4 protein-coding genes (1 of these 4 only partly in view) are annotated in these 21,398 nt (G+C 74.0%); all 4 read right to left on the bottom strand.

From position 1 onward, the window contains the following. Positions 1 to 62 precede the first annotated feature (62 nt). Tightly spaced (at most 24 nt apart), the 4 genes in view from TMO_RS30055 to TMO_RS26830 form a layout consistent with a single transcriptional unit that may run on beyond the window. Positions 63 to 4,304 carry a beta-ketoacyl synthase N-terminal-like domain-containing protein gene (locus tag TMO_RS30055; RefSeq protein ID WP_014748207.1) on the bottom strand — a complete coding sequence of 1,414 codons (4,242 nt, stop codon included), beginning with the start codon at positions 4,302 to 4,304 and terminating at the stop codon, positions 63 to 65. Continuing rightward, complete coding sequence (locus TMO_RS32735; protein WP_014748206.1) at positions 4,301 to 9,142, bottom strand: SDR family NAD(P)-dependent oxidoreductase; 4,842 nt, start codon at positions 9,140 to 9,142, stop codon at positions 4,301 to 4,303. Before TMO_RS32735 ends, TMO_RS30055 begins: the two co-directional genes overlap by 4 nt. 15 nt (positions 9,143 to 9,157) lie before the next feature. Continuing rightward, complete coding sequence (locus tag TMO_RS26835; protein ID WP_014748205.1) at positions 9,158 to 14,275, bottom strand: condensation domain-containing protein; 5,118 nt, start codon at positions 14,273 to 14,275, stop codon at positions 9,158 to 9,160. Positions 14,276 to 14,299: 24 nt separating this feature from the next. Further along, positions 14,300 to 21,398, bottom strand: the 3' portion of a protein-coding gene (locus TMO_RS26830) for a non-ribosomal peptide synthetase (protein WP_014748204.1). It continues 4,463 nt past the right edge of the window; only the last 7,099 of its 11,562 coding nucleotides appear in the window; its start codon lies off the right edge, out of view — the gene reads right to left on this strand; the stop codon is at positions 14,300 to 14,302.

Here is a 21,398-nt window from a genome sequence, read left to right as displayed (position 1 = left end):
GCGTTCGAACAGCGCACGCTGCGCCGGGCTCAGCCGGTCCAGCCGGGCGGAGATATCCGCGGTCATTCGGCGACCTCCCGCCCATCCGGTTCCTGCCCCTCCAGCCGGGCCATGGCGGCGGCGATCTCGTCATCCGACATGCTCTCGATATCGGCCAGCAGGTCCAGCAGGTCGGCATCGCTCTCCATCGCGGCCGGTTCCGCCGCCGCCGGGGCCGCGGCACGGATCAGCCCGGCCATCTCGCCCGCCGTGGTTGCCGCAAACAGCGCAGAGGCCGGCAACTCCAGCCCGTGGCGTTCGGCCAGCAGCGCCAGCAGGCGCGTGGCGATCAGGCTGTCGCCGCCGGCGGCGTAGAAATCGGCGGCAGCATCCTCGGGCATCACCCCCAGCAGGTCGTGCCACAGCCCCGCCACCAGGGCGAAGGCCGCATCGCCATCCACCGCCGCCGCCGCTGCCGCCCCCGCCGCATCGGCGGCGGCAGGCGGCATCAGCACCGCGGCCCGCGTATGCCGCAGCAGGCCGCGCAGCCGGGCATCGGGCCGGCCGTCGCCGGTCCAGGCCACTGCTTCGGCGCCGGTCGCCCATTCCAGCGCCCGCGCCTCGGCCCCGGCCAGGGCGGCGGCGACCAGATCACCCGCCGCGGCCGGGCGTATCAGCACATGTCGCATGGCGGGGGGCAGGGGCTCTGGCAACTCGCCCTCGTACAGCGCCAGCTCAGCCAGGGTCGTGCGGGTGTTGCGGGCGATGAACAGGCGGGTATCGGCGCCGTCGGTATCGGGCAGCACCGCCTCGGTCGCGAAGCCCGCGCCTTCCAGCACCCGCTGCCAGGCGGCCGGATCGATCAGCGGAGAGGTGGTGCGGTCATCCGCCATCACCCACCAGCCGGTGGCAAGGCCCCAGATCGCGTTCACCCAGCGCCGGGCGATGACCAGTTCGGCCAGCAGCAGCAGCCCGCCCGGCCGCAGCAGCCGCGCGACATTGTCGAGAGAGACGGCCAGATCGGCGGTGGCGTGGATCACGTCCAGCGCCAGCACCAGATCGGCGCCCCCCGTCTCCAGCCCCTGATCCGCCGGGTCGCGCGACACGTCGAACCGTGCCACCCGCACCCCGGTCAGCCCGCGTGCGGCCAGCGTCGCCCGCGCCCGCGCCACGAATTCGCCCGACACATCGGTGAAAAGATAGTCGACCGCCCGGCCGGCCAGCCGGTCCAGCACCGGGCCGGTGAAGGCCCCCGTGCCGCCGCCCACCTCCACGATCCGGGCCGTGCGTCCGGCGGCGGCTGCGGCATCCACCGCCGCCACCACCGCATCGGCCGCGGCATCCAGCACCCGGGCCCGGCTGGAATGGCGCTCGATCGCCGGGCCGGCGCCCGCAAACAGCCGCCCGGCCTCGCGCCCCGCAATCACCGTGGTGGCCGGGCGCCGGCCGGCGAAGACCTCGCCATGGGCCGCCATGCAATGGTTGATCAGCGCCACCAGCCCGGCATGATCGGGGTCGATCGCCCGCACCCGGTCTGCCGCCACATCCGGCGCCGGCAGATCGGCCACCGCCGGCCCCCAGATCAGCCGGTCGCCGGCAATGGTCAGCAGCCCGTCCGCCGCCAGATCGGCCAGGGCCGCGTCCAGCATGCGGCGCCATCCCTGCCCCTGTCCCAACTGTCCCTGTCCCTGCACCAGCCCGATCCGCCGGTCCAGCTCGGCCCGGGTGATGGTGGCGCCGGGCACCGGGGCGATCCCCCTTGTGCGCAGCATGGCAACGCTGTGCGCGGCGCACAGCCGGTCCAATGCCGCCTCCAGCGCCGGCCCGCGCGCCGGTTCCACCGGCAGGGCGGCAAGCCGGGCCGCGGCGGCCGAAGCTGCGGGTTCGGCCAGCTCCGGTCCTGCGGTCTCCGGCCCTGCTGTTTCCGGTGCCGGCCAGCCGTCATCCGTCAGCGGCGCCGCCTCGTCGGCGGCCACCGCTTCGGCCACCGGCACCAGCCGGCGGGCGCCGTCGAAGGCGACCGCCGGGGCATCGCCCGCCGCCTCGGCGCGGATGCGGGCCGCGAGGGCGGCCGCGGCGGCCGGCGGCAGATCCACGGCCGCGGCCGTGTCGATGATCGTCAGCTCCACGCCGGGCCGGTCATGCAAGGCCCTGGCCTGCCGCAGTTCCTCGGGGTCGGCCGGCCGGCGTCCGGCCAGGCCCAGCGCCCCGGGCAGCACCAGCAGCACCCGCCCGGTCACTGCACCGGCCTCGGCCAGCGGCAGGGTGGTTCCAAGGCCGGTCGTCGGCGCGGCACATCCGGTGACGATGGTTGCGGGCATCGCCGTCCCGGCGGCAAGCGGGGCCTCGACGAAACCGGGTGTCAAAGCCACCGGCGCCGCGGCCGCAGCGGTCGCGGGCTCCGCCGGTGCCAGGTCGATCCAGCAGCGGGTCGGGCGATAGGGCATCACCGGCAGCGGCACCCGCCGCGGGCTGGTGCCTGCAAACACCGCCGTCCAGTCGACCCGCACCCCCAGGCACCACAGCCGCGCCAGCGCCTGCATCCGGTCGCGGCCATCCACGATCAGCGGATCTGCCGGATCGCCCCCCGGCGCATTGTCCGGCCCGAAGACCAACCGCGCCGGCGCCACCCCGTCGACCAGCCCGCGGGCATCGGGGCTGTCGGTCAGATCGGGCAGCAGCGCCGCCCAGCCGGCATCGGCGCCGTCGATCACGACCGGCCGGTCGCGCAGCACCGGCAGGGCAGGGGCAGGCATGGTCAGCAGCCGCGCGGCCTCGGCCACATCCCGCGCCACCACCGCCCGCCTTGCCGCCAGGGCCGGTCGGCCGGTGGCCAGCGAAAAGGCGGCATCCAGGGCGGCCGGCGCATCATCGGCCCTGAAGGCCGCGGCCATCCGGGCCGCCAGCGCCTCCAGCATCTCCGCATCTGCGGCCGACAGCACGAAGACCAGCGGGCCCGCGGGCGCTGCCGCGCGCGGGTTCCTGGCCGGGGCCTGTTCCAGAATGGCGTGCAGATTGGTGCCGCCCATGCCATAGCAGTTCACCGCCATCCGCCGGGGATGGTCGGCGACGGGCCAGGCTTCGGGTGCGGTCGGCAGGCGGAACGGGGTTTCGGCCAGCCGCAATTCGGGGTTCGCCCTGGTGGTGTTGGCGGTGGGGTAGATCTCGCCATGGGCCACCGACAGCACCGCCTTGGCGATCGACAGCATGCCGGCCGCCGCATCGGCATGGCCAAGATTGCCCTTCACCGATCCCAGCGCCGCATGGGCCAGGCGCGTGCCGCCGGCGGCCCGGAAGCCGCGGGTCAGCGCCGCCACCTCGATCGGGTCGCCCAGCGCCGTGGCGGTGCCATGGGCTTCCACGCAACCAATCGTATCGGGGTGAATGCCAGACGCACGGAATGCGCGTGCGACCGCCTCGGCCTGGGCCGCTTCCCCCGGCGCGGTGAAGCCGATCTTGGCGCCGCCGTCATTGGTGATCGCCACCGCCCGGATCACCGCATGGACATGGTCGCCATCGCGTTCCGCATCGGCCAGCCGCTTCAGCACCACCACCGCGCCGCCGCTGCCGCCGACCGTGCCGTCGGCCGCAGCGTCGAAGGGCCGGCAGCGGCCGGTCGGGCTTTCGATCGCGCCCGGATGGTGCAGATAGCCGGCCGGGTCCAGCCGGGTCAGGCAGGCGGCGCCGGCCAGTGCGGCCTCGCATTCGCCGGCCGCCAGGGCGGCCACGGCCGCCTGCACCACGCTCATGCCGGTCGAACAGCCGGTCTGCACGGTCATCGCCGGCCCGCGCAGATCCAGCCGATAGGCCACGCGCAGCGACAGGAAATCCGGCTTGGCCGCAAAGCTCAGCGCCGTCGCACCCGCCGCTTCCAGCGCCGCACCGGCACCGGCCAGCCGGGTCATCAGATAGATCGGGCTGCCGCAGCCGCCGAACACGCCTACCCGGCGCCCGGCCGCCGGGGCAAGCCAGGCGGCATCTTCCAGCGCCTCGCGGCAGAGTTCCAGGAACAGCCGGTGCTGGGGGTCCAGCAGCTCCGCCTCGCGCAGCGACAGGCCGAACAGCGCGTGGTCGAAGCTCTCCTGCCCCGGCAGCATCGCTGCGGTGCCGACATAGCGCGGATCCCGCGCCAGGGCGGCGGGCACGCCCAGGGCCGCGGCATCGGCGGCATCATGGCGCGCCAGCACGTCGCGCCCTTCCAGCAGCACCCGGCGCAGGGCATCGGGGCCGTCCACGCCGATTGCGCGGCAGGCAAGGCCGGTCACGGCGATCGGCACGGTGTGGACGGGGAAGCTCTGCGCGGTGTCGGCGGTGTCGACGGTCATTCCCCGGCCTCGATCTCGGCGGTGTCTGCGGCAACCAGGCGGGCCAGGTCGCGGATGGTGGGGTGGCGGAACAGTTCAACGATGCCGATCTCGCGCCCGGCAAGCGGCACCATCCGGGCGCGCAGCCGGGCCAGCAGCAGCGAATGGCCGCCGATCTCGAAAAAGTTCTCGTGCCGGCCGATCGCCGGCCGTTCCAGCAGCTCGCACCACAGCGCCGCGATCCGGGTCTCGACCGGCCCGCGCGGCGGGTCGGCAACCGGGCCCGGCCCGGCCGGGGCGGCGGCCCCGGTGCCGATCGTCACCCGCCGGCCGAAACGGTCGGTGGCGTTGATGACGCTTCCCCGGGTCACCGGCACCAGCAGCGGCCGCGGCGGTGCCGCACGCGGCCGCCGCATCACCGGGTGGCTGCCGGCATCCACACCCGCCACCACCCGCGGCCGGTCCAGCGCCAGCGCCGCCAGCAGCGCCCGCAGGCCCTGGCTGCGGCCGATGATCCGGTAGCCCAGCGCCCGGGTGCGGGCGCGGGCGGGTTCCGGGGCACCCTGGGCCAGGCCCAGCCCGTCCCACATCGACCAGTCGATGGTCGTCACCGGCCCGGTTGCCGCCGTTGCGATGGCCTGGCGGCGGCTGCGTTCGCCGGCCAGCACCGCCGCCATGGCGGCATTGGCGGCCGAATAGGCGCCCAGCGTCGGCGCGCCGAACAGCGCGTTCACCGTGCCGAAGCCGATCAGCGGCAGGTCGCCATGGTCGCGCGCGATCGCGACCAGATTGCGGGTGCCCTCCAGTTTCGGGCCGATGGTCGCCGCCAGCGCCGCATCACTGTCGGCCAGCCCGCCGCGATCGGCCATCTCCGCCCATTGTGCGTCCAGCGCCCCGTCGGTCGCCATCTGCACAATACCGGCCAGCGGCGCGCCCCAATGGCTCCGGGCCGCATGAATGGCCGCGTCCAGCGCTGCGCGGTCGGTTACATCCGCGGTCATCGCCAGATGCTCCACCCCGGCCGCGCTCAGCCGCGCCAGCCGCGCCGCCTTCATCGGGTCCGCCGTGGCATCGCTGCGCGAGACCAGCAGCAGCCGCGCCCCGAAGCGCCGGCCCAGCAGCTCCGCCAGTTCCACCCCCAGCCCGCCGGTCCCGCCGGCCAGCAGCCAGATGCCGCCCGCCGTGATCGGCAGCACCCGGGGTGCAGGCAGGTCCATGTCCAGCGGTTCCAGACGGCGGGCCAGCCGCCGGCTGCCGCGCCGGGCCACCACCGGTTCGGGGTCGGCATGCCCGGCCTCTTCGGCCAGCTCCGCCTCTCTGGCCGCGGCATCGGCGCCCGGGTCCAGATCCACCACCCTCAGTTCCAGCCGCGCGGTTTCCTGCGCCAGGCTCGCCGCCCAGGCGGCCAGCGCCGCCGTGGCCGGTTCGGGCGTCGGGTCGCCGGGGTCGATCGCCTCCAGCCCGCGCACCCCCAGCACCACCCGCAATCGGCCGCTGCCCTCAGTCAGCAGCGGCGCCAGCCGGTCGCGCAGGGCCGCGATCGCCGCCACGGCATCTCCGCCGTCTGACTGGTGGATCACCGCCCGCGTCGCCGGATCGGGCCGGCGCAGGGCCGCCGGCCGCCAGACCGGCCGGGCCAGCGGCAGGTCAACAACGCCCTGGTCGGGCGCGCCGGCGGCGGGGGCCGCCACCAGCCCGCCGAAGCGGCCGGCCTCGTAATCGGCGCGGACACGGGCGCGCTGGATCTTGCCGATCGCCGTCTTGGGCACGTCTTCGCGCCGCACCGCCACCACTGCCGCCGGGGTCACCCCCAGCCGGCGGGCGATGCGGGCGCGGATCGCGCCGGCCACGGTTTCGCGATCGATCACCGGTTCTTCGGGAACCCAGGTCACCACCAGCCGGTCGGTATCGGCCCCGGCCGGGCGGTTGGCGAAGGCGGTCGTCCACGATACCGCCACGCCCGGCACCTCTTCCGCCACCGCCTCGATCTCGTGGGCGTGCAGATTGCGGCCGTTCACGATGATCGCGTCCTTGGCCCGGCCGGTGATCTTCAGCCGGCCTCCGGTCATCGTGCCCAGATCGCCGGTGTCGAACCAGCCGTCCGCGGTAAAGGCTTCGGCATTGGCCTCGGGGTTTTCCAGATAGCCCGGGGTCACCGTCGGCCCCTTCACCTGCAGCCGCCCCACCGGCAGCATGCCGCTCGCCTCCACGATCCGGAAGGCGGTGCCGGGCACGGGGCCGCCCAGATCGGCGGCCATGTCGTCATCCGTGGTGCCCTCCAGGGTGAAGCCGTCGGAACAGATCACGGCAGAGCAGGTTTCCGACATGCCCCATTCGGGCTTCATCACCGCAGGCCCCAGCCCGTGCGGGGCCAGGGCGGTGATGAAGCGCCGGGCGGTGCGCGGCACGATCGCCTCGCCGGCATTGATCAGGATGCGCAGCGCCGACAGGTCGATCCCGTCCAGCGCCCCCGGCCGCGCCGCCTCGGCGACGATCAGGCCGAAGGCGAAATTCGGCGCCCAGCTCACCGTCACCCGGTCGCGGCTCATCCAGCGCAGCCAGTTCAGCGGCTCGGCCAGAACCAGATCGATCGGCGCATGGATCTGCCCGGCCCCTGCGGCCAGATCGCGCAGATGGAACATCACCACCGCGCCCACATGGTCCAGCGGCATCCAGTTGAACGACAGATCCTGCGGGCCATAGTCGCGATGGGCGATGGTCGCGGTGGTCCGGGCGATCAGCGTGCGATGGGTCTGCACCACCGCCTTGGGCGCACCTGTCGAGCCCGAGGTCAGCAGCAGGATTGCCGGCGCATCCGGGTCCGCCGCCACCGCCTCTTCGATGGCGCCGCCTTCGGCCAGCAGCGCCGGGTCCAGCACCGGCCCCGCCGACATGTCGTCCTCGTGGGCCGCCAGGAAATCGGCAATCAGGCCGGCGCGGCCGCGATCGGCCAGCACCGGCGGATGGCCCAGCAGCCGGCGGGTCTGCAGCAGCTTGGCGGCATTGCCGTCCTCTATGGTCCAGCTGCCTGCCACCGACACCGGCACCGGCACGGCACCCAGCCATTGGGCCGCCCAGAAACCGGTCAGATAGTCGGCGATCTCCGCCACTACCAGCAGCAGCCGGTCGCCCCGGCCGATCCCGGCGCGGGCCAGCCCGCCCGCCAGAAGCCGCACCCGGTCGCGGAAGCCGGCATGGTCGATCTGCTCCATCGTACCGCGGCCGTCGCGGATGATCCCGATCCCGCGTGCGGCCGCATGGTCTGCCGCATGGTCCAGAATCTCGGGCAGGGTGCGAAAGCGCGGCCTGGGCAGCGGCGCGCCGGTGGCGACCAGGGTTTCGGGCGGCGGCGCGCGCCGGTCCGGTGCGGGCGGCAGCACCGCCAGCCGCGCCAGGTCCACCGCGTCCGGGTCCTTCATCGCGGGGGCGGGGGCCAGGGCGGCGTCCGCCGCCTCCAGCAGGGCCTCGTCGGGCACCGGCAGCTGGTCCAGCGCCGCCGTATCGATCTCGCCCGCGGCGGTCAGCGGCAGATGGTCGACCAGCTGCACCGCCTCGGGCCGGCACCAGCCGGGCAGGGCGGCCAGGGCGGCCGCCGCCCGCTCGGGCGCACCGGCCGGCACCAGGGCGGCCAGCAGAACCGGGCCGGCTTCCGTGCGGCGCAGGCGCAGATGCGCATCCGCCACCCCCGGCAGGCGGGCGATCCGCCGTTCCACCGCGGCCAGGTCCAGCAGCCGGCCGTCCCGGCGCAGCCGGCCATCCGGCCGGGCCAGGGTTTCCAGCAGCCCGTCGCGCGTGCGCCGTCCGGCATCGCCGGTCGCCACCCAGGGGGCCCCTCCCTCTGCGGTATCCCCCTCCGTGGCAGCGCGGATCTCGATCCGCCCCACCATGCCGGCCGGCGCCATGGCGCCGCTGCCGTCCACGATCCGGATCCGGCCCTTGGCCAGGGGCCGCCCCGCCGGTGCGGTCTCTCCCGTCACCAGCGCCGGGTCGATCTCCCAGCCGGCCAGCGGCGCACCGCTACCATCGGCATAATGGCAGAACAGCCGCCGGCCCTGCAGCTTCGCCACCAGCGCCACCAGCGCCGCCGGCACCGCCGCCCCGCCGAAATCGATCGCCGCAATGCCCGCCAGGCCCGGATGGTCGCTGCCGCCTGCGGCCTCGATCAGCCGGGCCAGCGATCCGGGCCGGATGGCCATGGCCTGGGCCGGCGATGCGGCCAGCCGCGCCAGCATGGCCCGTGGCCGGGTGGTCGCCGCTTCGATCCCGGTCAGGCCCAGCCCGCCTGCGGCCGCAAGCATCAGCGCCGCCACGGCATCCGGGTCGTCGGTCCCGCTTTCCACCGCCACCCGTCGTGCCCCGGCGAAGATCTCCGCCAGCCGGGCGAAGCGCCCCGCCAGATCGACCGGCTGGTACCCATCCGACCCGTCGATCAGCACCCGTCCAACCGGTTCCGCTGCAACCGCCGGGGTGTTCGCCGGCACCTCGGGCCAGGGCAGGTCGGCCGAGGGCAGCGTGATCATGTCGCCCGGCATCCGATCGCCATCTGCCGCCACCAGCACATCGGCGCCGGTGGCCAGCCCCGCGGAAATAGCCATTGCGGCTATTTCGGGCCCGTGCTTAGCCGTTTCGGCTAAAAGCACCCCGACGACCCCGCCTTTTCCGACCCCCAGTTCCCGCAGGGTAAAGACCATCGCCCGGGCGGCGGGGCTGCCTGCCAGCATCCGCGCAACGGCGCCGGCCAGATCCGCGGGCGGCATCGCCCGGCGGGCGGCCAAGCTCCGTTCCAGCAGCGCCCGACGGGCGGGGTCGAGGGCTGCGAGCCGGGCCGTCAGGTCGGCGTCGGTGGTATCGCGGGTCATCTCGTCCTCCCTCCCTCACCAGCCGTCGTCATCGGCTGCGGCCGCCATCCCCGCGGCAGTCAGCGCAATGGACGACATCGGCGCGTCGGCTTCAACCGAAAGTCGCATGACCAGTTCGGCGAAACATGCTCCCATCATCTCGATTCCGGCCGGATCGAACAGGTCGGTGGCGAATTCGAACAACGCCTGTTTGTAATCCTCGGTCTCGGCCCCCTCCGCCACGGGCCCCGGCACCACCGACAGCGTCAGGTCGAACTTCGCGGTGGCGGTATCCGCCTTAAGCGGCGTCAGCTCCAGCCCCGCCACCCGCGGGGTCGCCCGGCCGGCATTCTGCAGCACGAACAGCACCTGGAACACGGGGTTGCGCCCGGGGTCGCGGGCGATGCCCAGCTCTTCCACCAGCCGGTCGAAGGGCAGGTCCTGGCGGGCGAAGGCCTGGCCGGCATCCTCGCGCACGATCGCCACCGCCCGGCGCAGGCTTGCATCTGAAGGTATGCGGCTGCGGATGGCCAGCGTGTTGGCGAAAAAGCCGATCAGCGGCTCCAGTTCGGGCCGGGACCGGGCCGCCACCGGCGTGCCGATCGCGAAATCCTCCTGCCCCGAATAGCGGCCCAGCAGGTGGCGGAAGATCGCCAGCAGCACCATGAATGGGCTCGCCCGCTCCGCCCGCCCCAGCGCCCGCAGCCGGGCCATGGCCGCAGGGTCCAGCGGCACCGCGATCAGCCCGCCGGCATCGCTGCGCACGGGCGGCCGCGGCCGGTCGGTCGGCAGCACCAGATCGGGCAGCCCCGCCAGCCGGTCGCGCCACCAGCCGGTCAGCGCCTCCAGCCGGCCGCCGGCATAGCGCTGCCGCTGCCAGGCAGCCACATCCGGCATCTGCACCGGCAGGGGCGCCGGGGCCGGCACCTGGCCCGCGGCAAAGCCGGCATAGAACCGCGCCAGCTCGTCCAGGAACACCCCCATCGACCAGCCGTCGGATGCGATATGGTGCATGGTGATCAGCAGCAGATGCCGCTCGGGCCCGACCGGCACCAGGGCGGCGCGGAAGGGGATGTCCCGCGTCAGGTCAAAGGCTTTGCGGGCTTCGGCCTCGGCCAGGGCCTGCAGGCTTGAAGGCTCGGCTGCCGCCCGGATCTCCAGAACGCCCCTGCGCTCCGGCACCACGATCTGGCGCGGCTCGCCATCCCGCACGACACACAGCGTCCGCAGCCCTTCGTGCCGGGCCAGGATCAGGTCGATGCTGTGCGCCAGGGCCACCTGGTCCAGCGGCCCCGTCACCTCCAGCGCCATCGGCATGTTATAGCCGGCGCTGCCCGGCTCCATCTGGTCCAGGAACCAGCAGCGCGCCTGGGCGAAAGACAGCGGCAGCCCCTCCGCCGGCCGGCCGGCATGGGGGATCGGCCCGTCATCATCCGCAGTTTCGGCCGGCAGGCTCCCGGCCGCGGCGGTGGTGGCGGCACGGGCCGCCTCGGCCGCGTCGATCAGCCCTGCCAGCGCTTCCACCGTGGGATCGTCCAGGAAGGCATCCAGCGGCACCTCGACCTTCAGCCGCTCGGTGATCCGCGACAGAACCTGCGTGGCGAGCAGGGAATGGCCGCCCAGATCATAGAAATCATCCAGCGCGCCGACCCGGTCGATGCCCAGCAGCCGCTGCCAGATCCGTGCGACCTCGCGCTCGGCCGCCGTGCGCGGCGCCACGTAATCCTGCGCCAGCGCCGGCCTTGCATGGGCGCGATCGGTCTCCGCCAGGAAGGCTTTTGCCCTGAGCGGATCCTGGGCAACCAGCATCCGCAGGTCGTGCTGCGACACCCCGATCAGCGGCGCCGCCTGGCCCGCGGCGCGGCGCATGGCCAGCCGGCCTTCCAGATCGGTCAGACCGTCCGAGATATAGTCGCTCTCGTCGATGCCGGTGCGCTCCGCCCAGCGGGCGAGCGCCGCCACCGACATGCCGCTGTCGCGCCAGTCCGACCAGCGGATCGCGACTGTGGCGCCGGGGCGGGCGGGGTCGGCGGCCCGCGCCCGGGCGAAGGCGTCGATGAACTCGTTCGCCGCCGCATAGCCGACCTGGCCGAACTTCACATGGTAGAGCACGGTGCCGAGCGAGGAGCAGAGCAGGAACAGGGTCAGCGGATCGTTCCGCGTCGCCTGGTCGAGCACCAGCGTGCCCTGAAGCTTGGCGGCCATCACCCGGTCGGTGCGCGCCCGCGCGCGGCCGTGGATCACGCCTTCATAATCGGCGAGGGCCGCGGTGTGCAGCAGGGCGGTGATCGGCCCGAAGCGGCGGCGCGCCTCGGCCAGAACCGCCTCGACCGCGCCGGCATCGGCCACATCGGCGGTCGCCACCATCAGCCGTGTGCCGCGGGCGATGATCGCCTGCAGGCGCCGGATGCTGCGGGCGATGCGGCCGGTCTCGCCATTCTCGACCAGCCAGTCCTCCCAGTCTTCGGGGTCGGGGAAGACCGACCGGCCGATCAGCACCAGCGCCCCGCCGGGGGCAAGCTCCGCCACCTCTTCGGCAAAGGCGAGGCCCATGCCGCCCAGCCCGCCGGTGATCACCGTCACCCCGCCGGGCACGAAACGCGCCCGGCCATCCCCGGTCAGCCGTCGCGGGGCTTCTTCGCCGACGAAGCGCCGGCCGCCGCGCCAGCTGGTCACGCGCGGCGCCTCCGCCCCCTCGGTCAGCTCGGCCAAAAGGATATCGGCCAGCCGCGCCGGTGCGGCGGTGCCGGGATCGACCATCCGGCAGAGGATGCGGTCGTATTCCTGCGAAACGATCTTGGCGGCCCCCAGCAGCGGCGCGTGATCGGGCCGGAGGTCGTTGTCCGTCACCGGCAGCAGCCGGTCGGCCGCCACCAGCAGCCGGCGTTCCGGCCCCGTGCCCGGGCTGCCCAGGGCCTGAAGCAGGTGGAGCAGGGCATGCAGCCCCCGGCTCTGCACCGCGGCGATGGTCTCGACCCCGGCGGCGGGTGGCCTCGGCCCCCTCAGCGCCCAGGCATGGAGGATGGTGCGCGGCTCGGCGTCGAGCGCTGCGATCAGGCTGCGGAACTGGCCCGGATCCGCGGGATCCAGGGTGAAACGGTCCGGCCCCGCCGCGGCGAACGCGCTGCCGGGCGTGACCAGGGTGACGCCGTGGCCGGCCGCCCGCAGCCGATCGGCCAGGATCGCGCTCACCCCCAGCGCGTCCGCCAGGATCAGCACCGGGCCGGTGATGACGGCGCCCGCCGCCTCTGCCTCGACCGAAGGTGGCGGGATTTCGCGGCTGACCGGCAGCCAGAACCAGTCGGTCGGATCGGCCAGCCTGGGCGGCAGGGCCAGCGGATCGGCCGCGGTCGGCATGGCGGCGGGGCGCGGGATCTCGTGATGGCCATGTTCGAATGGATAGCCGGGCAGCGGCAGCCGGCGGCGGCCGGGACCGTAGAGCCGGACGGCATCGATGTCGGCACCCTGCGTCCAGGCGCGGGCGACGGCGCGGAGGAGCGCGGTCTCGTCGCGGCCCTCGACCTCCAGCATCAGCGTGCCATCGGGGCTGAGGTCCAGGCCGAGGGCCGCCAGACCGGCGGCGACGGCGGCATCGGGCCGGGCGAGCGCCACGGTCACCGGCTGGTCGGGGGCCTGACCGTCGATCGTCTCCATCCCGCCATCCGGCAGCTGCAGCAGCACCCGCCGATGCGGCAGACGCGCCCGGCCGGCAAGCAGGGTGAAGCCGGCATCGGCCGTCGCCGGGATCGGGGCCATGCTCATGCGGTCGAGTGCGGTGGCGGTCGCCGCCGCGAAGCACAGCAGCCGGGCCGGGGCGGCCGGGCGCACGGGGTGCGGCGGGGCCTGTTCGATCACCACATGGGCATTGCTGCCGCCCATGCCGAAGGAGCTGACGCCCGCGCGCCGCGGCCCGGGGATCGCCGGCCAGGGGCTGAGGGCCGTCGCCAGCCGGAAAGGCGTGGCGGCGAGGTCGAGGGCCGGGTTGGGCTGGTCCGCATGCAGGGTGGGCGGCACCATGCCGGCCTCGACCGCCATCACCGCCTTGATCAGGCCGACCACGCCGGCGGCCGCGTTCAGATGGCCCAGATTGCTCTTGATCGAGCCCAGCAGGCACTGCCCGCGCGGCACCTCGGGCCCGAAGGCGCGGGTGAGCGCCTGAACCTCGATCGGGTCGCCGATCGGTGTGCCGGTGCCATGAGCCTCGATCATGCCGATCTGCTCGGACGCAATGCCGGCCAGCGTCAGCGCCTCGGCGATCACCTCGGCCTGACCCTCGACACCCGGGGCGGTGAAGCCGATCCGGGCGGCGCCGTCGTTGTTGGTGGCGGAGCCGCGGATCACCGCATGGATGTGGTCGCCGTCTTCCAGCGCATCGACCAGCCGTTTCAGCACCACCATGCCGCCGCCCGAGGCCGGCACCGTGCCGGCGGCATCGGCCGCGAAGGCCCGGCAATGGCCGTCGGGGCTCAGGATCATGCCGGGCGCGTACCAGTAGCCGGCAGGCGCCGGCAGGTCGATCGAGGCGCCGCCGGCCAGTGCCATCCGGCATTCGCCGGCAATCAGCGCCTGCACCGCCAGATGCACCGCCACCAGCGAGGTCGAACAGGCGGTCTGGACGTCCACCGCCGGGCCGCGCAGATCCAGCTCATAGGCGATGCGCGTCACCAGGCTGTCGCCCGAATTGGCGAGCACCGCCTCGAAGGGTGTGGCGAGATCGGCCGCCGCGGGATTGTTGAGCAGATGGGTCAGCAGATAGGTGCTGATGCCGGCGCCGGCATAGACGGCGGTGCGGCCCTGGCCCTCGGTTGCCCGGGGCGGCTGGCCGGCGCGTTCCAGCGCTTCCCAGCCCAGTTCCAGCAGCAGCCGCGCCTGCGGGTCGATCAGCGCCGCCTCTCGCGGGGCATGGCCGAACAGCCCGGCATCGAAGCCGAAGGGATCGGCCAGCAGCCCCTTGCGCCGCACCCAGCGCGGATCGTCGATGCCGTCATCGGCGGGCAGATCGGCGATGCCCTCGCGCCCCTCGGCCAGCAGCCGCGCCAGCGCCTCGGGCCCGTCGGCGCCGGGCACGCGACAGGCCATGCCGATGATCGCGATGTCGGTGGGCGACGGCGCGGTCCCGGCATTGGTCATGCTGTGGTCGTCGGCGGGGATCATCGGCAGGGGCCTTCGGATCGGGGTTCAGGGTCTGCGGCGGCGGGCGGCAAGACGGCTGCGGCCGTCCAGGCGATCGGCGGCGGCGCCCGGCCGGGCAGGTGTCGCCGGCGTCGCGCCCTCGTCGATCCGCCGGGCCAGATCGGCCAGGGTCGGGGCGGCGAAGAAGTCGGTCATGGCCAGCGTCACCCCCAGCTCCTCGGCGATGCGGGCACGCAGATCGACCAGCAGCAGCGAATGACCGCCGACATCGAAGAAGTTGTCGGCCGGCCCGAACGTGCGATGGCCGAGCAGGGCGGCCCAGATCGCCGCCAGCCGGTCGATGGTGCCGCCGCCGGTCGCCGCCACGGTGTCCGCTGCGACCGCCGGCGGTGCCGGCAGACGGGCGGTATCGATCTTGCCATTGGCGGTGACCGGCAGGCTGTCGAGCACCAGCACCGCCGAGGGCACCATCCAGCGCGGCAGGAGGCCGCGGAGGGCGGTTGCAAGTGCCGCCGGGGTGGTGGTGCCGGTTGCGTAGAGCACCAGCCGGGGTGTGTCGTCGTCCCGGCGCAGCATCGCATGGGCCTGGGCCACGCCCGGAACGGTGTGCGCCGCGGCGGCGATTTCTCCGGGCTCGATGCGATGGCCGCGCAGCTTGATCTGGCCGTCGCGGCGGCCCAGATAGCGGAGCCTGCCCCGGGCATCGCGCACCACCCGGTCGCCGGTGCGGTAGAGACGCGCCCCCGGGGTGGTGGCGAACGGGTCGGGCACGAAGGCCAGCGCCGTGCGCACCGGATCGCCCGGATAGCCATGGGCAAGGCCGGCGCCGCCCAGGCAGAGTTCCCCGGGCACGCCATCGGGCAGCGGCCGGAGATGGTGGTCCAGAATCTGCGCTGTGGTGTCGGCGATCGGCCGGCCGATCGGGGCGGCATCGATCGCCGCATCGTCGATGTCGAAGACCGTGGCGAAGGTGGTGGTTTCGGTGGGGCCGTAGATATTGGCGAAGCGGGTGGCGGGACAGGCGGCCGCCGCCGCCCGGATCCAGCGCATCTGCACCGCCTCGCCGCCGACCAGCACCCGATCGAAGTCCGCGAAAGCGCTGGGCGCCTGTTCCGAGATGCGGTTGAAGAGCGAGGTGGTCACGAAGGCGAGGGTGGCACCGGCAGTCGTCAGTTCATCGGCCAGCCGGCCCGGATCGACCAGCACCGGCTGATCGACGAGATGCAGCCGGGCACCGTTGAACAGCGCGCCCCAGATCTCGAAGGTCGCTGCGTCGAAGGACGGATTGGAGATGTGCGGGATCACCGTCTCGGGCCCGATCGCGGCATAGCCGCCGGCGATCGCACGCACCATCACCGCCCGCCAGGGCACCGCGATCGGCTTGGGCCGGCCGGTGGAGCCCGAGGTGAACATCAGATAGGCCACGGCCTCCGGCGATACCGGTCCGTCGGGGGCGGGCGTGCCGGTGATGCGCAGATCGCCGCTGCCATGCCGATCGACCCGGCCATCCTGGTCGATCCGAACGATCCGGCCAACGCCGGCCGCCCAGTCGGGCAGGGGGGCGGTTCGGGGCAGGATCAGCGCCTCCAGCCCGCCATCCCGGGCGAGGATCGCCTGACGCTCGGCCGGATAGGCGGGATCGATCGGCACATAGGCGGCACCCGCCAGCATGATCGCGAGCGTCGCCACGATACCCGCGACCGAACGTTCGGCATAGAGCCCGACATGGGTGCCGGGGCGGAGCCCCCGGGCTGTCAGCCCGCGGGCGAGCCTGTCGGCGCGGTCGAGCAGATCGGCATAGTCGATCCGGGTGCCGTCGGCATGGCTGATGGCGATCGCCTGCGTGCGGGCCGCCACGACGGCGCGGAACGCCGCAGCCGGGCCGGCAGGCCGCGGGGCCGATGCGGGGACGGCCGGGGCCGGGTCGCCGAGCGGCAGCTGTGCGACCAGCCGGTCGGGCGCCGCGATCAGGGCGGCCAGCAGCCGGGCATAGCCGGTGGCCAGGCGGTCGATGGTTGCCGCTTCGAACAGGTCGGTGTCGTATTCGATCAACCCGTCCAGCCCGCCATCCGCACGGTCGGTCAGGATCAGGGTGAGATCGGTGCGGGCGCCGGCCATGGGCGCCGGGAGCAGCTCTGCGGCCAGATCGGGGCCCATGTCGAGCCCGTGGGCGGCCAGACGTTCATGGCCGAACATGGTCTGGAAGACCGGTGTGCGCGCCGGATCGCGCGGCGGCGCCAGCCGGTCGATCAGCCGGTCGAGCGGCAGCGGCCGCGCGCCCAGCGCGGCGCGCATCTCGGCCGCCAGCCGGTCGATCAGCCCGGCCCCGCTGACCTGGCCGAGATCCACCGCCAGAACCAGGGTTTCGACCAGCAGGCCGACGGTCTCGGCGGTCTCGGGCGCCAGGCGCTCTGCGGCCGGCAGGCCGATGGCGAAGCGGTCGGCCTGGGCAAGGCCGCCGAGCAGGGCCGCCTGGGCCGCCGCCAGCACCACGGCCGTCGTCGTGCCCCGGGCGGTGGCAAGGCTGCGGGCCGCCTCTGCCAGGGCGGCGGGCAGGGTGAACCCGTGGCAGGCGCCCAGGCCGCGACGGATGTCGGGTCTGGGCCGGTCGGTCGGCAGGTCCAGCACCGGCAGCCCGGCCAGGGCCACGGCGCGCCGGTCCAGCGCCGCATCCACCGCCGCCATCCGCCGGGGATCGGCCTCGGCGGCACCCAGATCGGCCGATCCGATCACCACCGGCGGCAGGTCGGCGTCGCCCTGATAGAGCGCGCCCAGATCGCGCGCCAGCAGCCCGACCGACCAGCCGTCACCCGCGACATGGTGCAGACAGGCGACCAGGACATGATCCTGCCGCCCACGCCTGAGCAGGGTGCACCGGAAGGCGGGCTCGTTCGCCAGATCGAAGGGCCGGGCGAGTTCGGCCCGGATCCATTCGGCCGCATCCTCGGGCTCGACCACGACCAGCGGCTGCGGTTCCGCAGGCGCCACCAGCTGGACCGGCTGGCCGGCCACGGTCGGGAAGCGCGACCGCAGCGCCTCGTGCCGGGTGATGAGCCCGTCGATCGCCGCCTGCAACCGGGCGAGATCGAGAGGGCCGGTCAGGCCGAGCAGCAGCGGGATGGTGTGCGCCGGGCCGGGGGCGGCCTCGTTCAGGAACAGCATCCGGCGCTGGGCGGCCGACAGCGGCAGCGGCCGGCCGTCGCGCGGCACCGGGCGCAGCGGCGGCAGGCCATCGCTGCCGGCCAGGCCCTCGATCCTGTCGGCCTGGGCTTCGAGGCTGGTGGCGGCGAAGAGGGTCGGCCAGTCCAGGGTGACGCCGAATTCCCGCGCAATCCGGTGGGCGAGGCGGGCGAGCAGCAGCGAATGGCCGCCGAGGGCGAAGAAATCATCACGGCGGCCGGGTGCCGGCACGCCCAGCAGCTCTTCCCAGATCCGGGCCAGCCGGGCTTCGGTCGCCGTGGCGGGCGCCGCACCGCCGCTGCCGGCGACCGGTGACGGGTCGGGCAGGGCGGCAAGGTCGAGCTTGCCGTTGCGGGTGAGCGGCAGCGCCGCCACCGGCATGATCGCGGAGGGGACCATCCAGTCGGGCAGCCGGGCCTTCAGATGGTCGCGCAGATCTTCCGGGACCTCGTCGGCCAGGATCCAGGCCACCAGCCGCAATTCCCCATCCGCGCCGCCGGCCCGGGCCGCCACCGCGGCATCGGCGATGGCCGGATGGGCGATGAGGGCCGCGCGGATTTCGGCCGGTTCGATCCGGAAACCGCGGATCTTCACCTGGGCGTCGATCCGCCCCAGATGATCGAGCCGGCCATCGCTGCGCCAGCGGCCGAGATCGCCGCTGCGATAGAGCCGGGTGCCGTCGGCGGTGGTGATGAAACGCTCGGCCGTCAGGTCGTCGCGACCCAGATAGCCGCGGGCGAGGCCGCGGCCGCCGACATGGATTTCCCCCGCCGCCCCGATCGGCACCGGGCGCCCCTGATGGTCGAGCAGTTGCAGGGTGAGATCGGGGATCGGCACGCCGATCGGCGCCGTGCCGGTTTCAGCGGCGTGGGGCGCGCGGATCCGGGCATGGGTGACATGAACGGTGGTTTCGGTGATGCCGTACATGTTGACCAGCGCCGGGCGGTCGTCGCCATGGCGGGCGAACCAGCCGGCAAGGCTTGCGGCATCCAGGGCCTCGCCGCCGAAGATCACCAGACGCAGCGTATCGAGTGCCGGGCCGGCCGGGACGCCTGCCGCCAGGGCATCGGCCGCGTCGAGGGCTGCGAAGGCGCTCGGCGTCTGGTTCAGCACCGTCACGCCTTCATGCGCCAGCAGGCGATGGAAGCCGGCCGGGTCGCGGGCCTGGTCGTGATCGACGATCACCAGCCGGCCGCCGGTTGCGAGCGGCCCCCAGATCTCCCAGACCGAGAAGTCGAAGGCGGGGGAGTGGAACAGGGTCCAGACGTCCCCGGGTCCGAAATCGAACCAGGGCCGGGTGGCATCGATCAGCCGGGCGAGATTGCCGAGGGTGACGACCACGCCCTTGGGCGTGCCGGTGGATCCCGAGGTGTAGATGACATAGGCGGGCTGATCCCGCCAGTCCGCGGCGGGTTGGGGCAGCGGGTGGAGCAGGGGGCCGGTGCCGGTGACGGCGGCGACATCCAGCCGCAGCGCCGGGGCGCCGGCCAGGTCGTGAAGACGGCCGAGCCCCGCCATATCCGCAAGCACCGCCCGCGGCCGGGCATGGCCCAGAACCGCGGCAATGCGGGCATCGGGATAAACCGGGTCGAGCGGCAGATAGGCGGCGCCGGCCAGATGGATGCCGACCATGGCCGCGACCAGTTCGGGGCAGCGCGGCATCAGCAGGGCGACGAGATCGCCCTTGCCCACACCTGCCGCAACCAGCCGGGCGGCGACCCGGCGGGCGGCGGTGTCGAGCCAAGCGCGATCCAGCCGGCGATCGCCTTGGATCAGCGCCGGCTCCCCGGCCCCATGGTCGGCAAGGCGCAGATGCAATGGCCGGTCGTCATCGGCAACCGGTGCCGGATCCCCGGCGAAGCCGGCCGCGATCGCCGCCGCGCCGCGGCCCTGCGACCAGTCGGCGATCAGCCGGCGCTCGGCCGCATCCAGCACGTCGACTGTGGCCAGCCGGGCCAGGGGATCCCGGGTGAGGCCGGCAAGCGCGGTCAGCATCTGGCCGAGCAGCCGGTCGGCCGCATCGGCATCGACCAGCCCCGGATCATAGGCGATGTCTACCGCGAACCCGTCGCCCGGCAGCACGGTGACGGTCAGCGGATATTCCGTGCGGCCCTCATAGACGGTGTCGGCGACGTCCAGCACCGGCGGGGTGGCGGCATCGCCCTTCAGCGCCTCGGCGACCGGGTAGTTTTCGAAGGCGAGGATGGTTTCGAACAGCGGCCGGCGCTGCTCTCCCGGCAGGGCCCAGCGCTGGACCAGGCCCAGGGGGGCGGCCTCGAAGGCGGTGGCGGCGCGGCGGCTTTCCTGAAGCTCGGCCAGCCAGTCGCCGATGCGGCGGGCGGGATCGATCCGCACGCGCACGGCGACCGTGTTGATGAACAGGCCGACCATGCGTTCGACCTCTGCCACCGCCTCGGGCCGGCCCGAGACCGTGGTGCCGAAGACGACGTCGTCGCGGTCGCCATGGCGGGCCAGCACCATCGCCCAGGCGGCCTGGGCGATGGTGGCCGGCGTCACCTTCAGCAGCCGGGCGGCCTCTATGATCCGTGCCGCCGCCGGGGCAGGCAGGCGGCCGGTGACGTGGTGGCGCTCTGCCGTCGCCGACCCGCCGGGGCGGCCCCCGGGCAGCGGCTGCGGCTCGGGCAGATTGTCGAGGGCTGCCCGCCAATAGGTCTCCTCGGCCAGCGGATCGCGGGCGGCGAGCCAGGCGGCGAAGCGGGCGAGCGGGGCGGCGGGCGCCAGATCCGGCGTACTGCGGCGGGTGAGGGCGGTATAGGCGGCCAGCACCTCTTCCAGCACCCGGAAGGTCGACCAGCCGTCGAGCAGGGCGTGGTGGAAGCTCCAGACCAGCACGATGTCGCCCGCCCCGACATCTTCATCAGAGCCGGCATCCCCGGGCAACCGGTGCAGGGCCAGGCGCCAGGGGCAGGCCCGGGCGGCATCGAAGCGGGTGGCGCGGTCGCGGGCGAGTGCGGCATCGAGCGCCGCTTCGGCCGCGGCCGGTGCAAGCACCCGATGGTCGCTGGTCGCGATCTCAGGCCTGTGGTGTCGCGCGACCACCACCAGCGGCCGCTCCAGCCCCTCGTGCAGGATCAGCGAGCGCAGCGCCTGGTGGCGGGCGGTGACCAGATCCCAGGCGCGGACCAGCGCTCCGGTGTCGACGGGCGGGCGCAGGCGGAAGGCGAATTGTTCGACATAGAGCGCCGCCCCCTCGGCCGGGCCGCGCGCGCCTTGCAGCAGCAGGCCGTGCTGAAGTGCCGTTGCCGGCCAGGCGGTTTCCACCGCCTCCGCCGGGATCGGCAGCCGGGCGAGCAGGCCATCGAGGCCCGGCTGATCCAGCCCGGCGAGCGGCAGATCCGAGGGCGTCAGCCCGGCGGCATCGGCCGCCATGCAGACATCGACCAGGGCGCCGAGTTCGGCCACCACATCATCGGCCAGCCGCTCCATGCGGGCGGCGGCGATGCGGTCGCCGGGCCAGGTGATTTCGACCCTGAGCCGGCCCGCCATCACCGCCGCGCCGATGGTCAACGCATGCAACCGTGTGGCCGCCGGGCTCTGTAGCGGCCCGACCGGTTCCGGTGCCGCCGCCAGCAGGCCGCCGCCATCGAGTGCGGCATCGACCTGGCCCAGATAGTTGAAGGCGATCTCGGGCGCGGGTGGCGGGGTCTCGATCCGCCCGGCGCGGATGAGCGGGCCGAAGCCGGCGCCCCGGCGCGGCACAGCGCGGAGCGTGTCCTTGATCCGGGCGAGGCTGGCCCGGGGCGGCTCGGCCGGATCGACGATCAGCGCCACCGGGTGAATGGCGGTGAACCAGCCGGTGATCCGGGCGGGATCGAGACCCGGCACCAGATCCTCGCGTCCATGGCCTTCGCGGTCGATCAGCAGGGTGACCGGGCCGGGGGCGGTGGCCAGGGAAGTGGCCGTCAGCCGGGCCAGCGCGCGGGCGACGGCCGCGGTGATGATC

This window comes from Tistrella mobilis KA081020-065 (assembly GCF_000264455.2).
GTDB classification, from domain to species: domain Bacteria; phylum Pseudomonadota; class Alphaproteobacteria; order Tistrellales; family Tistrellaceae; genus Tistrella; species Tistrella mobilis.
Note: the sequence above shows the minus strand (reverse complement) of the source record. Positions and strands in the feature narration are given on the sequence as shown.

What these genes read in the sequence shown, in the direction of transcription:
- TMO_RS30055 (WP_014748207.1), bottom strand. Translation starts at nt 4,304, where the DNA reads ATGACCGTCGACACCGCCGACACCGCGCAGAGCTTCCCCGTCCACACC.
- TMO_RS32735 (WP_014748206.1), bottom strand. Translation starts at nt 9,142, where the DNA reads ATGACCCGCGATACCACCGACGCCGACCTGACGGCCCGGCTCGCAGCC.
- TMO_RS26835 (WP_014748205.1), bottom strand. Translation starts at nt 14,275, where the DNA reads ATGATCCCCGCCGACGACCACAGCATGACCAATGCCGGGACCGCGCCG.